The organism is Pseudoalteromonas luteoviolacea (assembly GCF_001750165.1).
GTDB lineage: Bacteria > Pseudomonadota > Gammaproteobacteria > Enterobacterales > Alteromonadaceae > Pseudoalteromonas > Pseudoalteromonas luteoviolacea_G.
Genome location: NZ_CP015411.1, coordinates 2,017,779 through 2,032,839, shown reverse-complemented (window position 1 = coordinate 2,032,839; position 15,061 = coordinate 2,017,779). Strand labels below are relative to the sequence as shown.

The window sequence follows — 15,061 nt, the reverse complement described above, 5'->3', positions numbered from 1 at the left end:
TTTCCCCTAGCGATGATTGTGTGCAAAACCATAAAATACACACATAAACATATTCGAGCGTTAACCATAAGTTAAAATGACAACGCTGTCAAACTGCATGTTCCTCATTTTACTTTGCATATAATAACTGATTTTTTATTTTTTGACACCGGTATCATTAAATAAATTAAAGTTATTCAGTTATTGTTAAAATACGCACATGTTTAAATTTGACCATTTCATGAAAAGCTGAAATATACTATATTGCCCTATGACGCATGCTCACCTGTGCTGATTGGCACTAAAAGTGAGAAAATTAAAAGCCTGCGAGATCTTAAGACTCAAATTTTGGCCAAAAATTTAGCCTATACCCTATAGAAGAAAAAAAATGAAAGTAACCATCAACGACGTTGCAAAACATGCTGGCGTATCAATGAAAACTGTATCAAGGGTTATCAATAAAGAACCCTCAGTAAGAAAAAAAACTTATGATTTGGTTATGCAAGCAGTAAAAGAACTTGATTATCAGCCAAACACTGCTGCCCGGAACTTAGCGGGTACTTCTTCTTTTGCAATAGGTTTGGTTTATGACAACCCTAATGCCTATTACGTCATTGATATGCAAAATGGTGTTTTATCTAGATGTAAAGATGAGGGGTATGAACTCGTTATTCATCCATGTTGTGCACAAGATCCTGATATGCACAAAGAGATTGCCACCATGATACAGCGTTCTCGATTAGCAGGGCTCGTACTAACACCTCCCCTTTCTGAGCAACAGGACATTATAAATATGCTCGATGAGTTAGGCGTCGCCTATGTTAGGTTACTATCTGGGCAGAGTGAATCTAACTCAAGCGACCCCGATACTGCATCAGAAACTAAAAATAACAATTGCATTTACGTAGATGACTATGCAGCGGCATATGAAATCACCGTACACCTTATTAATTTGGGCCACAAAACAATTGCTTTTGCTTGTGGAGATTCTGAGCACAAATCAACAACTGAACGACTTGCAGGTTACCAGCAAGCACTGGAAGATCACGGCCTCAGTATAGAAGAGGGGCTTATTTATGAAGGAACCTATTCTTTTGAGTCTGGAGTTGAAGGTGCCAAAGCCCTATTGAAAGATAATAATGCAGCCAAAATAACTGCTATTTTAGGCGGAAACGATGAAATCGCAGCCGGTGCATTATTTGCCTCTAGGCTTATGAATATCGCAATTCCTGAACAATTATCTATTTCTGGGTTCGAGGACTCTCCCTTCTCAAGGCAAACATGGCCCAAGCTGACCACTGCACATCAAGCTAACAGTGTGATTTCAGAGCACGCAGCAAGGCTCCTTTTCTCCAAAACACGTGGTAGCCGAAAGCAAGATAAAGATATCATTACTACTTTTACCCCAACAGTGGTGGTTAGGGAAAGCACTGGACCAGCTCCAGTTTAATTAAATTGGGGCTGGTGCTTAGAGTCGTGCCAGCCCTTTGCTTAAGTTAGCGACTCTTTTTATTCCCAAAGAAAGTAATATTTCTACAGCTAACTTCGAACGATTCCCACTTCTACATACAACCAGATAGGATAAATCATCTGATAACCTGCCATCGATATAAGCATTCGCCAAGCGCCCTAATGGAATGTTAATCACCCTTTTCTCTAGCCCTTTATGCAGTTTTTCTGGTATTTGACCTTGAGATAAAAAGTGTTCTCCCTCTTCCCTTACATCAAGTACAAATGCATTATGGTTATCTATCCAACTATTTGCGGCCTGTTGATCAGCGGGTTCATCATATTCAACTGAGGTGGCTTCAAAGTTAAGCCCACTTAATGAGGTCATTTTTGAACATAGTGGAGTGCCTTCATCTGCAACGCCTGAGGCATAGAAAAGGCGGTACGTACTAGTATCTGTATCAGCCATGGTTTGAGTTACGAATACTCTTTTTCGAGTGTTGTCATTGGCAACACTGAAAATAAAAGACTTTTTACCGCCTGTCGTTTGCAATGTCAAACCCCAACCCTCGCCACTCTGGTGACAAGCGTCTTGTACAAACTGCTCCTCGGTCACAATATCTACTGATTGCCCAAAAGTGTGCTTAATATTTCTTATCAGATCATTGCTTCGATCAGCCAAATCATCTATCAAAAAAGTTACCTCATTCAACCTGTTATTTTTTAACAATCGCTGTAACTTTGGTAACAAAGACTGGAGCGGGCTAAAGACTACAGCTTTTCGATCTTTAGAAACAAATAAACAAGAGTGCGCATCTTGATGATATAGTTGTGTTAAGCCTAATAAATTCGAAGGTTGCTCACTTTGTACGAAAGGTTTAATTGTGCGGATTGCATGACATGCTTTTTCAATCAATACCGAACTGTCTGCAGGTCCAAAAGACAAACGAATTGCGTTTGAACAGCACCAATCACTTAGCCCCATAGCCTCTAGCACAAAGCTGCTATTTGCTCCAGAGCTACATGCAGAACCGCCACTGACTCTAATTCCAGCAGCATCCATTAAATCTATGACTTCTTTGCCAGTGAAATCATCCACAGAAAAATTAAGTGTAGTTGGTACAGAATCCTCAAAACGACTATGAAAGGTTATTTTAGGAAACGTATAAAGCAATGCATCAATCAGCATTTTACGATGCTGCTGTAGCTTTTTAATTGAATTGAATATATGGCTTTGAGACTTTAGTAATGAAAACAACGTACAAAGGCCTGCGATACCAGGTAAGTTCTCTGTACCAGAACGCATACCAGACTCTTGACCACCACCCGCTATAAACGGAATGTATGGCTTTCCAGCCCGAATATATAAAAAACCAATACCTTTGGGGGCGTATAATTTATGTCCCGAAAATGGCGCATAATCAATGGAAATGGCATCCATGTTAAGTTCCATTTTTCCTAATGCTTGTACGCAATCAACAAGCCATGCAACACTCTGATTATGGACGCGTATCACCTTTTCTAGTTCATATAAATTTTGCTTTACACCGGTTTCGTTATTCACCGCCATTGTACATATCATCACCGCATTGGATACGTTCTTCGCAATAAACTCATGATCTAACATGCCTCGATGGTCTACGGGGATCTCTAAAATCTTTGCATCAAGGCCAAGCATACTATTCCAATATTTAATCGTATTTGGGACAGCTTTGTGTTCCGTTGCTCCATACAGTATTGCTGGCTCTTCTAATTTATGAGGTGTGTGTTTCAAATAATGGCTTATCGCAGAGACAACCGCAGTTTGGATCCCCTCAGTGGCACCAGAGGTAAATAACAATTCGCCATCGGTAGTGCCTAAAACAGTTTTCCCAAGTAGCCGTGTTTTTTCTAGCAAGTCGCTGGCTGCAATCCCTGCCAAATGTGTACTAGATGGGTTGCCAAAATTAGCAGTCATGGTATGTGTGACTTGTTCTAAAATAGGGCTGATCACTGGAGTAGTCGCGTTTGCGTCAAGATAGATTTGCTCTTGGCCTTTGTGGTTCACGTGCACAACTTATAACTATATGAACTATGTTATTCCATTTTACACGTAAACACTCTTCCAATTAAAGATAATTAATTCCTTGAGTACAAAAAAAGAGCATATTTGCTCCTTTTTATCTAATTAAGCTGTGTACTAATTTGAAGTTGTATGGCGCTGGCTGGTAGACCAAGCATTCCCTAACGCTTTCACTAACGACGCCAAAGGAATCGCAAAAAACACGCCCCAAAACCCCCACAAACCACCAAAAAATAAAACAGCAACAATAATATATACAGGGTTAAGGTCGACGGCTTCTGAAAATAACAATGGTACGAGCAAGTTACCATCTAACGCTTGTATTATGCCGTATACGATAAGTATGGTCCAAAACTCTGGGGCTAACCCAAACTGAAACAGGGCCACTGCCGCAACAGGGATGGTCACAAGTGCTGCACCTATAAATGGAATTAACACAGACAAGCCAACTAAGGTACCAAGCAATGCAGCATAACGTAAATCTAAAACAGCAAAGGCAATAAAGCTTGTACCGCCAACGATGACTATTTCAATGACTTTACCTCGAATATAGTTCATTATCTGATGGTCCATTTCTTCCCAAACTTGCGTGATTAGTTTCCTATCTTTAGGGATTAGCTGCTTAATGCCCGTTGTTAAATTTAACTTATCTTTGAGCATAAAAAATACCAGTAATGGGACGAGTATCAAGTAGATTAGCCAAGCGACCAAATCTTTAATTGAGGTCAAAGAAACCGAAACAATCACCTCTCCTAATGCCAATACTTTGCTCTCGACACCCGTAACAATGTTCTGGACTTGCTGTACTGAAATTAAATTGGGGTAATCTTCCGGCAAATGAAGTAAATAATCGCGGCCTTTCTCTATCATACTCGGTGCTTCTTGTACCAAATTACTTGCCTGCGACCATAGTACAGGGACAATTACGAGTAGTAGCGCCAATACAATTCCTATGAATCCTAACATCACAACGCTGGTCGCCATTAAACGACTGGGTATTACTTTTTGTAAACGCGTTGCAGGCCAGTCTAATAAGTAGGCAATAACTAAAGCAACTAAAACAGGAATGACAAATGCGCCAAAGAAATACAGCATAGTCGCCATAAATACGAGCATCAGCAGCAATGTGACCGAGTCAGGATCAGAAAATTTCTCTTGGTACCAGGACTTAATTAATTCAAACATCCGTGACGTGAACCTCAATATAGTTAAAACTGCCTTTATTTAAAAAGACGTGATGATACGAATGGGCACATAAATAGCGTTGAATATCTGACATATCTTGCTTGTCAGAGTAAATAAACCTTAACTTTCCAACACTTAAACTTTTTAGCTGCCATTTAAACTGCACAAACAACTGTGGACATTGATAGCTTCGCAAATCAATAACCCTTGGTTCTTCATTTCGCGTTTTACACAAATTCTTTAGCCCCCTGTTAACCTCAGGTTAGACCAAGGTTATGACAAAACACATGCGATACAATTTAAAAACATTAGAAACCAATTATATACTCCATTTTCGCCCATCGTATTTTCAACCCAGTTTATAAATTACTCGTCTATCAAAAAGCAAGCGAAAAATCATGTATTTTGCGAGTAAAGCGGCGTCTTTCAGTAGCTTGAACAATGCCAATGGTTTATTCTTATAACAACAACAAGTTTTACGGGAAACCACATGCCAAAAGCAAATAACAAGGCACGTTTGCCGGCGAACCCCACACTAAAAGAAATCAATTGGTACAAAAAACAAATCAATTGGGGGGAGCTCCCGCCGTTTTATCACCTAGTCGCTTCGTCAGTTAGTGAGAGCGAAGGTATTTTTCAGCATGGTTTTGATAATGCAATAAAAAGACTGTTAGACAAGCGCAATTGGAACTTACAGCTTTTAGACGGATATGAAGATGACAATGGTATCGTCCACTGCGACAGTGCACCAAAAATCTCTCTCCATCAAGCTTTCACTGAAAGAGGGTATGAACTTTGGGCATTTCCAATCGCACGCAATGTAAAGGTAGACTCTTACCTTAAAGATAATAAATACTTAGAATTTAACGTATGGGATCCCCATACTATGAAGACCCTGATTAGATTCAGCCAAATGCATAAGTTTATTAGGTTTTATTTTGAACGTGGGGATATCGCAGACAAGGCATTAATACTACACGCTCATAAAGTTGTTCATCAAACCATTTCGCTTTTGAAAAGAGAATTGAACGTTATCAATGTCGATGGGGTCTCAATAAAGGATTTTTATTTATTATGTGAGAAAGACGCCCGAGCTTGTGAAGATGAGATAAATCTAGCTAAAATTATGCTCGGTGACGATTATAAGAAGGATTAGAATGCGACTAAAACAAGCACTTATTGCGACTTTATGTGCACTAACAATTGGTTACACCGCTCCAAGTACCGCCTCGGACTTTAAACTTCCTGACCTTGGTACCTCGGCAGTTCAAGTTTTGCCTATTGAAAAAGAGCAAGCCATAGGTGAAGTTATGATGATGCAGATCCGTTCAAGCTCACCCCTTGTTCAAGATCCGGTACTCAATGAATACCTTTCATCGCTTGGTAATAAACTGGTAGCCAGTGCAAATGATGTACGATTTCCTTTCAAGTTTTTCTGGCTAAACAACAAAGCCATCAACGCATTCGCATTTTATGGTGGTCATGTTGGCGTACATACAGGCTTAATTGCGCAATCAGATAATGAAAGCCAACTCGCATCAGTGCTTGGTCACGAAATTGCACATGTCACACAACGGCATTTGGCGCGCAGAATTCAGCAAGCTAAAGATAACAGTGCGCTTACTATCGCAGGTTTAATCACCGGGATTCTAGCGACTGTTGTCGCCCCAGATGCTGGCATGGCAATTTTAGCGGCAAACAGCACTCAAGCGAGCCTTAGTCAACTTACACACAGTAGAAAAGCAGAACAAGAAGCTGATAGATTTGGCATGCAAACTCTTCAAAAAGCGGGATATGATCCATATGCTGCCAGTGAGTTTTTGACCAAGCTAGCTGCTCAAGTACGCTTTAAAAATAAACCACCTGCGTTTCTACTGACTCACCCACTACCTGATTCTCGAGTGTCAGATGTCAGACTCAGAGCACAGCAATATCCCAAAAAATATGTGCCGAGTAGCGCTGACTTTAATTACGCTAAAAGCCGCGTAATGGCTCGTTATCAATTAGATAAAGAAGATGCTCAGGCTTACTTCGAGAATATATTGCGCACCAGCTCGGACCTTGATAAAAGCCAATATGAGTACGGCCTTGCCATCTCTTTACTTGACCAAAAAAAGTATGACCAAGCCGATAAAATTATCAGTAAGTTACTTAAGCAAAGTCCTAACAATCTTTTCTATTTGGACGTATATACAGATATCAAATTAGGGCAAAAGCAATTCAATAAAGCTATCTCGCTTTTAGAGCAAAAGCATCAGCTACGTCCTAACAATCAAGTCATAACGCTAAACCTAGCTAACAGCGCCATTAAAGCGAAAGAATACGACAAAGCAGAGCAGCTTCTAAAAGTTTTCTTATTAGATAAACCGAATCATGTGCTTGCCAAACAATTACTCACTGAAACATATGAACTGAGTGAGAATAAAGCGGCTTATCATGAATCAAGGGCAAGTTTGTTGTCTCATTATGGCGCTTTTATGAAAGCAGCTGACGAGGTTCAAAAGGCACTCAACTTCATAGAAAAAGAAGATGAGATCAAAAAACTACGTTTAAAAGCCCTACTGGCTAAGTATCGTAATATGCAGAAAGAGCTTGCCAAATTGTAATATCGTCAACGGCCTATCTAGCAATTTATACCTATTTATTAAGTTAATGCAAAAGATAGGCACGCTTACTTTGATAAGTTACAATCAACAAAAATATAAGTTACCGTTTAGTAAGGTTCAATATGCCAGTCACTATTTATCATAATCCTCGTTGTTCGAAATCAAGACAAACACTTGCTTTATTGGAAGAAAACGCTATCCAACCTGAAATCGTAGAGTATTTAAAAAACCCTATCGATTCAGCGACACTTGATTCCCTAATCACTCAGCTAGGCTTTGAATCAGCACATCAATTAGTGAGAAACAAAGAAGCTGTTTATAAAGAGCTGGGATTAAGTAAAGACAGCGATGAACAAACATTAAGAAATGCAATGATTGAAAACCCCAAATTGATTGAACGTCCAATTGTCGTAAACGGTGACAAAGCGGCACTGGGGCGTCCACCAGAATCAGTTTTAGATATCATTTAAGCTTATGCCAACTATTTTAGTTTTGTACCATTCGAGTCACGGCTCGGTAGAGTCCATGGCCAATGAAATAGCAGAAACACTCACTGCGCATGGCGCCACTGTGCGGTTGAGAACCTTTGTGCAAAAACACGCACATGACATCGTAGTAACCAAACAAGACCTCATCGAGTGCGATGGTTTGGCATTTGGTACGCCTACACGTTTTGGTATGATGGCAGCCCAAGCAAAATCATTTTGGGAAACAACCAGTGATATTTGGCTCAAAGGGCAACTAATTGATAAACCAGCATGCGTTTTCTCCTCTTCAAGCAGCATGCATGGAGGTAATGAAGCCACATTGCTCAATTTATCCCTTCCATTGTTACATCATGGCATGATGTTAATGGGTGTCCCTTATGATGTGCCAGAGCTTTTATCAACTGAAAGTGGTGGTACGCCTTATGGTGCCAGTCATGTTGCCGGTATGGATAACAACTCGCAGTTGACCGATACTGAAACTAAAATCTGTCGAGCTGTAGCAACTCGACTTTTTACAGTTGCAAAGAAACTATTATGAACGATACCCCAAAACAACCGAAAACAAGGCTATTCCATCGCTTAGCGCTTTTTGGCTACTTTGGTTTACTAATTTTAATGCCTGTTTGGCTATTTCTTCTCTCCCCAAGAGAAGGCCACAGTGCAGGGTTTATCTTTGTCGTTTATATTCTTCCTTTATTACTACCACTCAAAGGCATAGTACAAGACAAGCCATATACCTTTGCATGGGCCAACTTTATTGTTTTAATCTACTTTATACATGGCTTTACACTGCTGTGGATAGCAAAAGATGAGTGGCTTTGGGTAAGCCTAGAGCTGATTTTTGCCACATCGATGTTCATAGGCTGCACTTATTACGCAAGACATAGAGGCCAAGAGTTGGGGTTAAAGATTCGTAAACTTAAAGAAGACTTAGCAGATGAAAAGGAAGCCCATCAGCATAACTCTGAATAATCTTTGTGCTTTATAGGTACCTAAAAGCTAAATAGCCACGCATTGACGTGGCTATTTGATAATTAGCAATGGTTAAGCTCGACCACCTGTGATCTTATTTGCTCTCCCCTCTTCTTTTGCCTTATCAGCTCTTCGTCGTCTCGCTTCTTTTGGATCCGCAATTAGAGGACGATAAACCTCTATACGGTCACCCTCTTTGACAACTTGATGCAATTTTACTGTCCGATTCCAAATCCCTAAATTCAAGTTTGTGGGATCAATCTCAGGGCATCGCTCTAAGATACCTGACTGCATAACTACATGTTCGGCAGATGTTCCCTCAGCAACATCAACAGTTAAACATGTCGCTTTTTCTGGCAGGGCAAATACAACTTCAACCTTAATCATTTATCTTACCCCGTAGACCGACTTTGCACGCTTGGTAAACGCAGCAACCATATTTTTTGCAACTTCGTTAAACACTTTACCAAAAGCAAGTTCAATAAGCTTACTGGCAAATTCGAACTCTAATTTTAAGTGAACTTTACAAGCGTGTTCGTCCAATTCAACAAATTCCCAGTAACCTTGTAGTGATTTAAATGGACCATCAACGAGCTGCATTTTAACTCGGTTGCCTTCAAATTGATTTTTAGTAGTAAACCACTTGGTCAAACCTGCTTTTGAAATTTCTAAACTAGCTGTCATTTCTTGCGTTGAGCTACTCAACACCTTTGCACCAGAACAGTTCGGCAAAAAATCTGGGTAAGCATTTACATCATTGACCAAATCAAACATTTCTTGTGTGCTGTACATCACCAATGCACTTTTTTCTACTTGTGGCATACGATCTCCAAACTTGACTGTCCCAATTTTACCAAGCTTTTAAAGATTTATCTTGTTTGCAGCGCCACTGTGAGCGAAAATATGGCATAAAAATTAAATAACTCTGTTTTCCAATTCGATTTGTAGGTAGACTAAGCCATTATGGCAAAGAAAAAATCAAATAAATCAACAAGCAATACCATAGCGCTCAATAAAAAGGCGCGCCATGAGTATTTTTTACACGATAAGTTCGAAGCAGGTATGGAACTACAAGGTTGGGAAGTCAAAAGCATCCGAGCTGGTAAGGTTAATATCTCAGAAACTTATATCCATCTAAAAGACGGTGAAGCATTTTTACTTGGCAGTCAGATACAGCCTTTAAACAGTGCCTCTACTCATGTTATCTGTGATCCGCTTCGCTATCGCAAGCTACTGCTCAACAAACGAGAAATAGACAGATTAATCGGGGCCACTGAGCGTGATGGCTTTTCTTTAGTTGCGACAGCAATGTATTGGAAGAAGTGCTGGGTCAAACTAGAATTCCACCTTGCTAAAGGTAAGAAGATGCATGACAAACGTGCTGACATTAAAGACAGAGATTGGTCTCGCGATAAAGAAAGACTTATGAAGCACAAAGTTTAATGTCTTAAAAATACAGCCTAATTGCTTAGGCTGTATCAAACTAAGCGTTTCTAATTAGGATAAGAGAGCCTCAACTTTAAACGCAACATTCTCTGTACTATTTTCTTAGTCTTTAGTTTAAAAAGCGCTCGCTGTTGCTGCGACTCTGAAGCGGTTATTTAATGTTGAGTATTATTTACTAGTAGTTCCTTCAAGCGTTTTTTGCTTTACTACACCTAGCTAAATCCATTTTAATAGTAATCATTAAACCTATCGCCCCTAATCATCACTAAGCCCACTTCGCCATCTATATCAGCGACAATACCACCACTAATTCCATCCCTGTTCACATCAAATTAAACAACGCATTGCCTCTTTAATAAACCTCTCAAGTCATTACAATTTATATGTGCAAAAAACAAAAATATATTTTAACAAAAGTGGTATTAAGGAGAGTGCGAAGACTAAAGAGCGGTTATTACAAACAAAAAAAGCCCCGAAGGGCTTTTCGTTATGAACTAATTTAAAATTAGCCTTTATACTTTTGAACAACAAGCGTCGCATTGGTGCCGCCAAAGCCGAAGCTGTTCGACATTACCGTGTTTAGTTCAACATCACGACGTTCTGTTACGATGTCTAAGCCTTTTGCTTCTTCATCCAGTTCATCAATATTGATTGATGGCGTGATAAAGTTATTTTCAAGCATCAGTACTGAGTAAATAGCTTCGTGAACACCTGCTGCACCCAGCGCGTGGCCAGTCATTGCTTTAGTCGCACTGATTGCAGGTGAGTTATCGCCAAACAGTTCCTGAATTGCGCCTAGCTCTTTTACATCACCCACTGGCGTTGAAGTCCCGTGTGTATTTAGGTAATCAATGTCACCTTCAATAGTAGCCATTGCTTGCTTCATACAACGAACGGCGCCTTCACCTGATGGCGCAACCATGTCGTAGCCATCTGAAGTCGCACCATAACCCACGATTTCACCATAAATATGTGCGCCACGAGCTAGAGCATGTTCAAGCTCTTCAATAACCATGATGCCGCCACCACCAGAGATAACAAAACCATCGCGATTTGCATCGTAAGTACGTGATGCTTTTTCTGGCTCTTCGTTATATTTGGTTGATAGTGCACCCATCGCGTCGAATTCCATTGCAAGTGTCCAGTGAAGCTCTTCACCACCACCTGCAAAGATAACATCTTGCTTACCAAGTTGAATTTGTTCTACAGCATGACCAACACAGTGTGCAGAAGTGGCACATGCTGAACTGATTGAATAGTTCACACCTTTAATCTTAAAAGGCGTTGCAAGACACGCTGATGTTGTACTTGCCATAGTACGAGGTACCATGTAAGGGCCAACACGCTTTACGCCACGCTCACGTAAAATATCAGCGGCTTCTACTTGATACTTAGAAGAACCACCACCAGAGCCAACTACAAGGCCAGTACGTTCATTCGAAACTTGATCTTCTGATAAACCAGAGTCTTCGATAGCTTGTGCCATCGCAATATATGAATACGCAGCAGCATCACCCATAAAACGGTGTGCTTTACGATCTACTAACGCTTTGACGTCAATATCAATTTTACCTGACACATTACTGCGTAAATTCATGTCAGCAAACTCTTGGTTAAAAGCAATACCACTTTTACCCGCTTTCAAAGATTCTAATACTTCTTGCTTGTTGTTACCGATGCTTGAAACAACACCGATCCCCGTAATTACGGCTCTTCTCATGGGTAATTCCCTTAGAACTTAAAAAATTTAGGTGTATTCTACGCATAAAATACTGATCAAGTGGTCAGCTTTCCAGCGTACACACGTACTCTGAACTGATATTTGTGAAATTGCAACGGACTAATGCAAATAAAACCAGTAAAATACTTATAATTTATGAGCATTATACCAACGTATTTCTATGATAAGTAACGCACAAATCCATTTTAATGATTCCGGCACGCCCGTTGCGGACAATTTTGACGACGTTTATTTCTCGAATGATGATGGCCTAGCCGAATCAAATTATGTGTTTTTTGAGCAAAATGAATTGCCGGCGAGATTGACCACACACCCAAGGAAACACTTTGTTATTGCCGAAACCGGGTTTGGTACAGGTCTAAATTTCCTGAATACTTGGTCACAATTCAAACGCACTGAAAACTTGGCTGTTGAACGACTTTATTTCATATCGTTCGAGAAATACCCGATTAAGTTAAGTGACTTAAAACAAGCGCTAAAAGCTTGGCCCGGACTCAGTGAACTATCAGATCAGCTATGCCAGCAATACCCCTTGGCACTTCAAGGCTGCCATAGATTAGAGTTTGACCAAGGTCGAGTTATTTTAGATTTGTGGTTCGGTGATGTACAAGACTCAATGCCACAAATTGCTTACCAAAGTAAAGGCGTGGTAGATGCTTGGTACTTAGATGGATTTGCCCCGAGTAAAAATCCAGATATGTGGCAGCAATCATTGTTTAATGCGATGGCACACTTGAGCCAAGAGAATGCAACCTTTGCTACCTTTACAGCGGCGGGTTTCGTTCGAAGAGGCTTACAAGATGCAGGATTTGAGTGTAAAAAAGTCAAAGGCTACGGTCGTAAACGAGAAATGGTTGTTGGTAAACTAAAAACAGCTACTGAGCACGCAACTACACCTATATATTATCAACAACACAAAGCAGAGCTCTCTAGTGTTGCTATTATTGGTGGAGGCATAGCCAGCAGCTGTTTGCAATATCATTTGGCCAAACGTGGTGTGCAAAGCAGTTTATTTTGTGAAGACGATGCACTTGCACAAGGTGCCTCTCACAACTTACAAGGTGCGGTTTATCCAAACTTGCAGGCCGAATTTGGGATCCCTTCCGAGTTTTATGCACATAGCTTTTTATACGCTCGACGTTTTTACGACCAACTTCTCAATAATGGCTACCACTTTGACCATCAATGGTGCGGTGTCCTGCTACAAAGCATCAACGACAGTAAAAAGACACAACACAACAAAGTGGCCGAGAGCAACATTTTTCCAAAGCAGCTGATCAAAGCGGTTGATCAAACCGAAGCACAAGAAATTGCCAATATTGATACACCGTACGGTGGACTATTTATTGAACTTGGCGGATGGGTTAGCCCTCCTATGCTCACTAAAGCTGTATTTAATGCTGCACAAGATCTGCAAGCTAGCAAGTGCCACTTTAATACTCACGTTGAAAAACTAGATAAGAAAGTAGATGGTTGGTACTTGACGACAAACGAAGGTCAATTGGGTCCATTTTCAGATGTGTTTGTTTGCGCAGGTGAACACTCAGATCGGTTTGAACAAACAAAAGACATTGGCATTCACGGCGTCCGCGGACAAGTCTCTCACATCAACGAAGGAGTCGCCTCATCTAAATTGGCTACAGTACTTTGCCATAAAGGCTACTTTACTCCGAGCCTTAATGGCCTTCATTGCATGGGCGCAACTTTTGAAAAACATAGCAAATCAAGAGAAGTCACTGAGCAAGATAACTTCACCAACCGTGAACAACTTGCTGGCTTTTATCAAGGTACTGACTTCAATAATAGTTTAGGCTCAATTGAAAGCGCTAAAGCTGCTGTGAGATGCTGTTTTAACGACCACACCCCTATGATCGGGCAAGTCCAAGACAAGCATGATTTGCTGCAAGCATACGAGAATATCAAAAAAGGTAAGTTCTATGACTTTAACGACCAAAACTTACCCCATAAAGGGCTGCATGTAGTTACCGGATTTGGTGCAAGAGGGCTGTGCACTGCACCTCTTGTTACTGAGCATCTGGTTGCAAGTTTAACCCAAGAACCTTTGCCTTTTAGCGAACGCATTAACGAGGCACTGCACCCTGCGCGTTTGGTGATCAGAGATATGATCAGGAATAAAATCTAAGCATTTTATGAACTGATGCGACCAAGCCCGCTATTAGGGCTTGGATATTTGTATTATCACTCGACGGTTTGCTTCTCGCCCAATCGGCGTCGTGTTAATTGCAACGTGACGCTTCTCGCCAAATCCATCTGTCATAATTTTGTCAGATGGTACACCTTTGCTAGCCATGTACTCTTTTATGGCCATCGCGCGTTTCTTCGATAAATTTAAATTAATGTTTTTACCGCCATAGCTGTCTGAATATGCAGAGATATAAATAGAGTCAATGTCCGGGTCATTGTTTAAATACTCCCCGATCATATCTAATCGTTTACGAGACGACTTGGTCAATTCGCTTGAGTTTTTACGATAGTTCATCACCACAAATGCAATGTCTTCAAAACTGTACGGCAACAAGTTGTCTCTGCACTGTAAAAAGTCCCAATAAGACTTTTTGAAGTTTACAGACGATAAAGAAACAGCAATCTGATCATGCTTGTTATTCCAATCTTGATAGTAAAAGGTAGGTTGATACCCTTTCTCAAGTTCAGTAAGCATTTCCCACGCAACAGGATTTGATAGTTCCCCATCAAACTTTTTAAGCAAAGCCATCTTACCCATTGATCGAGCTGGCAGCCCTGCACGCCAACTAGGGGGAACAGATTCAAGACCTGCAAAATCATAGTCTTCGGGTCTAATAACCATATCAAGATTAAAGGTGAGATCTTTATTTTTACTTGCTGTCGCACTAAAAATGGCTTCACCGTAATACGGCACATCATGGGAGAGTGTGCAAGATAACCGCGTTGTTCTATCAACCATCCACTTGGAGTTATCAACCGAGGCACTATATTGCCGCATCGCACTGTGTGCACTAGTCGCAAACACACATGTGATAACAGTCGCTAAGATATTGAAATGTAAACTCACTTTGCTTCTCCAAGCCTTTGCACAACTAAATAGGCCAATTTTTTAGTGCCTATTTCATATTTCGAGATATTATGAAGCAAT

At 40.5% G+C, this 15,061-nt stretch carries 14 protein-coding genes; 8 read left to right on the top strand and 6 right to left on the bottom strand.

Annotated features, from left to right (window positions below):
* Positions 1–367: 367 nt before the first annotated feature.
* Positions 368–1,429, top strand: a complete 1,062-nt coding sequence (locus S4054249_RS08695; protein ID WP_046353998.1) for a LacI family DNA-binding transcriptional regulator — start codon at positions 368–370, stop codon at positions 1,427–1,429.
* Between the two features lie 18 nt (positions 1,430–1,447).
* Here the strand turns inward: S4054249_RS08695 and S4054249_RS08690 are convergent, their stop codons facing one another.
* Together S4054249_RS08690 and S4054249_RS08685 are read right to left on the bottom strand one after the other, a co-directional pair.
* Complete coding sequence (locus S4054249_RS08690) at positions 1,448–3,481, bottom strand: aminotransferase class V-fold PLP-dependent enzyme (RefSeq protein WP_046353999.1); 2,034 nt, start codon at positions 3,479–3,481, stop codon at positions 1,448–1,450.
* Between the two features lie 126 nt (positions 3,482–3,607).
* Positions 3,608–4,675, bottom strand: a complete 1,068-nt coding sequence (locus S4054249_RS08685; protein ID WP_046354000.1) for an AI-2E family transporter — start codon at positions 4,673–4,675, stop codon at positions 3,608–3,610.
* A 490-nt stretch (positions 4,676–5,165) separates the two neighbouring features.
* Here S4054249_RS08685 and S4054249_RS08675 point away from each other — a divergent pair, with 490 nt between their 5' ends.
* The 5 genes from S4054249_RS08675 to S4054249_RS08655 all read left to right on the top strand — a co-directional run bounded on the left by S4054249_RS08675 (position 5,166) and on the right by S4054249_RS08655 (position 8,741).
* Entirely contained in the window at positions 5,166–5,831 is a 666-nt protein-coding gene (locus S4054249_RS08675; protein WP_046354002.1) for a hypothetical protein, read from the top strand.
* Between the two features lies 1 nt (position 5,832).
* Positions 5,833–7,281 (top strand): beta-barrel assembly-enhancing protease, encoded by a 1,449-nt coding sequence (locus S4054249_RS08670; RefSeq protein ID WP_046354003.1) that lies wholly within the window; start codon positions 5,833–5,835, stop codon positions 7,279–7,281.
* Positions 7,282–7,403: 122 nt separating this feature from the next.
* Complete coding sequence (gene arsC / locus S4054249_RS08665; RefSeq protein ID WP_046354004.1) at positions 7,404–7,751, top strand: arsenate reductase (glutaredoxin); 348 nt, start codon at positions 7,404–7,406, stop codon at positions 7,749–7,751.
* Positions 7,752–7,755: 4 nt separating this feature from the next.
* Positions 7,756–8,307, top strand: coding sequence for an NAD(P)H:quinone oxidoreductase (gene wrbA / locus S4054249_RS08660; RefSeq protein ID WP_046354005.1), 552 nt, complete (start codon positions 7,756–7,758; stop codon positions 8,305–8,307).
* Complete coding sequence (locus tag S4054249_RS08655) at positions 8,304–8,741, top strand: DUF2069 domain-containing protein (protein ID WP_046354006.1); 438 nt, start codon at positions 8,304–8,306, stop codon at positions 8,739–8,741. The genes wrbA and S4054249_RS08655 overlap by 4 nt, the downstream gene beginning before the upstream one ends.
* Positions 8,742–8,813: 72 nt before the next feature.
* On the opposite strand, the gene S4054249_RS08650 is transcribed toward S4054249_RS08655, so the two are convergent.
* Together S4054249_RS08650 and S4054249_RS08645 are read right to left on the bottom strand one after the other, a co-directional pair.
* A complete protein-coding gene (locus tag S4054249_RS08650) occupies positions 8,814–9,128 on the bottom strand; it encodes an RnfH family protein (RefSeq protein WP_046354007.1) in 315 nt (104 codons plus the stop codon).
* The gene (locus tag S4054249_RS08645) at positions 9,129–9,563 is read right to left on the bottom strand and encodes a type II toxin-antitoxin system RatA family toxin (RefSeq protein WP_046354008.1); all 435 of its coding nucleotides are present in this window, start codon (positions 9,561–9,563) and stop codon (positions 9,129–9,131) included.
* Positions 9,564–9,704: 141 nt separating this feature from the next.
* On the opposite strand from S4054249_RS08645, the gene smpB reads away from it, so the two are divergent.
* Entirely contained in the window at positions 9,705–10,184 is a 480-nt protein-coding gene (smpB, locus tag S4054249_RS08640) for an SsrA-binding protein SmpB (protein WP_023401520.1), read from the top strand.
* Positions 10,185–10,692: 508 nt separating this feature from the next.
* Here smpB and fabB read toward each other — a convergent pair.
* Positions 10,693–11,907 (bottom strand): beta-ketoacyl-ACP synthase I, encoded by a 1,215-nt coding sequence (gene fabB, locus S4054249_RS08635; protein WP_046354009.1) that lies wholly within the window; start codon positions 11,905–11,907, stop codon positions 10,693–10,695.
* 181 nt (positions 11,908–12,088) lie between these two features.
* On the opposite strand from fabB, the gene mnmC reads away from it, so the two are divergent.
* Positions 12,089–14,071 (top strand): bifunctional tRNA (5-methylaminomethyl-2-thiouridine)(34)-methyltransferase MnmD/FAD-dependent 5-carboxymethylaminomethyl-2-thiouridine(34) oxidoreductase MnmC, encoded by a 1,983-nt coding sequence (gene mnmC, locus S4054249_RS08630; protein WP_046354010.1) that lies wholly within the window; start codon positions 12,089–12,091, stop codon positions 14,069–14,071.
* Between the two features lie 33 nt (positions 14,072–14,104).
* On the opposite strand, the gene S4054249_RS08625 is transcribed toward mnmC, so the two are convergent.
* Entirely contained in the window at positions 14,105–14,962 is an 858-nt protein-coding gene (locus S4054249_RS08625; protein ID WP_419555187.1) for a flagellar protein MotY, read from the bottom strand.
* Between the last annotated feature and the right edge of the window lie 99 nt (positions 14,963–15,061).

Bases quoted from the DNA above. Each gene is read 5' to 3' on its own strand.
- S4054249_RS08695 (WP_046353998.1), top strand. From the start codon at position 368: ATGAAAGTAACCATCAACGACGTTGCAAAACATGCTGGCGTATCAATG.
- S4054249_RS08685 (WP_046354000.1), bottom strand. From the start codon at position 4,675: ATGTTTGAATTAATTAAGTCCTGGTACCAAGAGAAATTTTCTGATCCT.
- S4054249_RS08675 (WP_046354002.1), top strand. From the start codon at position 5,166: ATGCCAAAAGCAAATAACAAGGCACGTTTGCCGGCGAACCCCACACTA.
- S4054249_RS08670 (WP_046354003.1), top strand. From the start codon at position 5,833: ATGCGACTAAAACAAGCACTTATTGCGACTTTATGTGCACTAACAATT.
- arsC (WP_046354004.1), top strand. From the start codon at position 7,404: ATGCCAGTCACTATTTATCATAATCCTCGTTGTTCGAAATCAAGACAA.
- wrbA (WP_046354005.1), top strand. From the start codon at position 7,756: ATGCCAACTATTTTAGTTTTGTACCATTCGAGTCACGGCTCGGTAGAG.
- S4054249_RS08655 (WP_046354006.1), top strand. From the start codon at position 8,304: ATGAACGATACCCCAAAACAACCGAAAACAAGGCTATTCCATCGCTTA.
- S4054249_RS08650 (WP_046354007.1), bottom strand. From the start codon at position 9,128: ATGATTAAGGTTGAAGTTGTATTTGCCCTGCCAGAAAAAGCGACATGT.
- S4054249_RS08645 (WP_046354008.1), bottom strand. From the start codon at position 9,563: ATGCCACAAGTAGAAAAAAGTGCATTGGTGATGTACAGCACACAAGAA.
- smpB (WP_023401520.1), top strand. From the start codon at position 9,705: ATGGCAAAGAAAAAATCAAATAAATCAACAAGCAATACCATAGCGCTC.
- fabB (WP_046354009.1), bottom strand. From the start codon at position 11,907: ATGAGAAGAGCCGTAATTACGGGGATCGGTGTTGTTTCAAGCATCGGT.
- mnmC (WP_046354010.1), top strand. From the start codon at position 12,089: ATGATAAGTAACGCACAAATCCATTTTAATGATTCCGGCACGCCCGTT.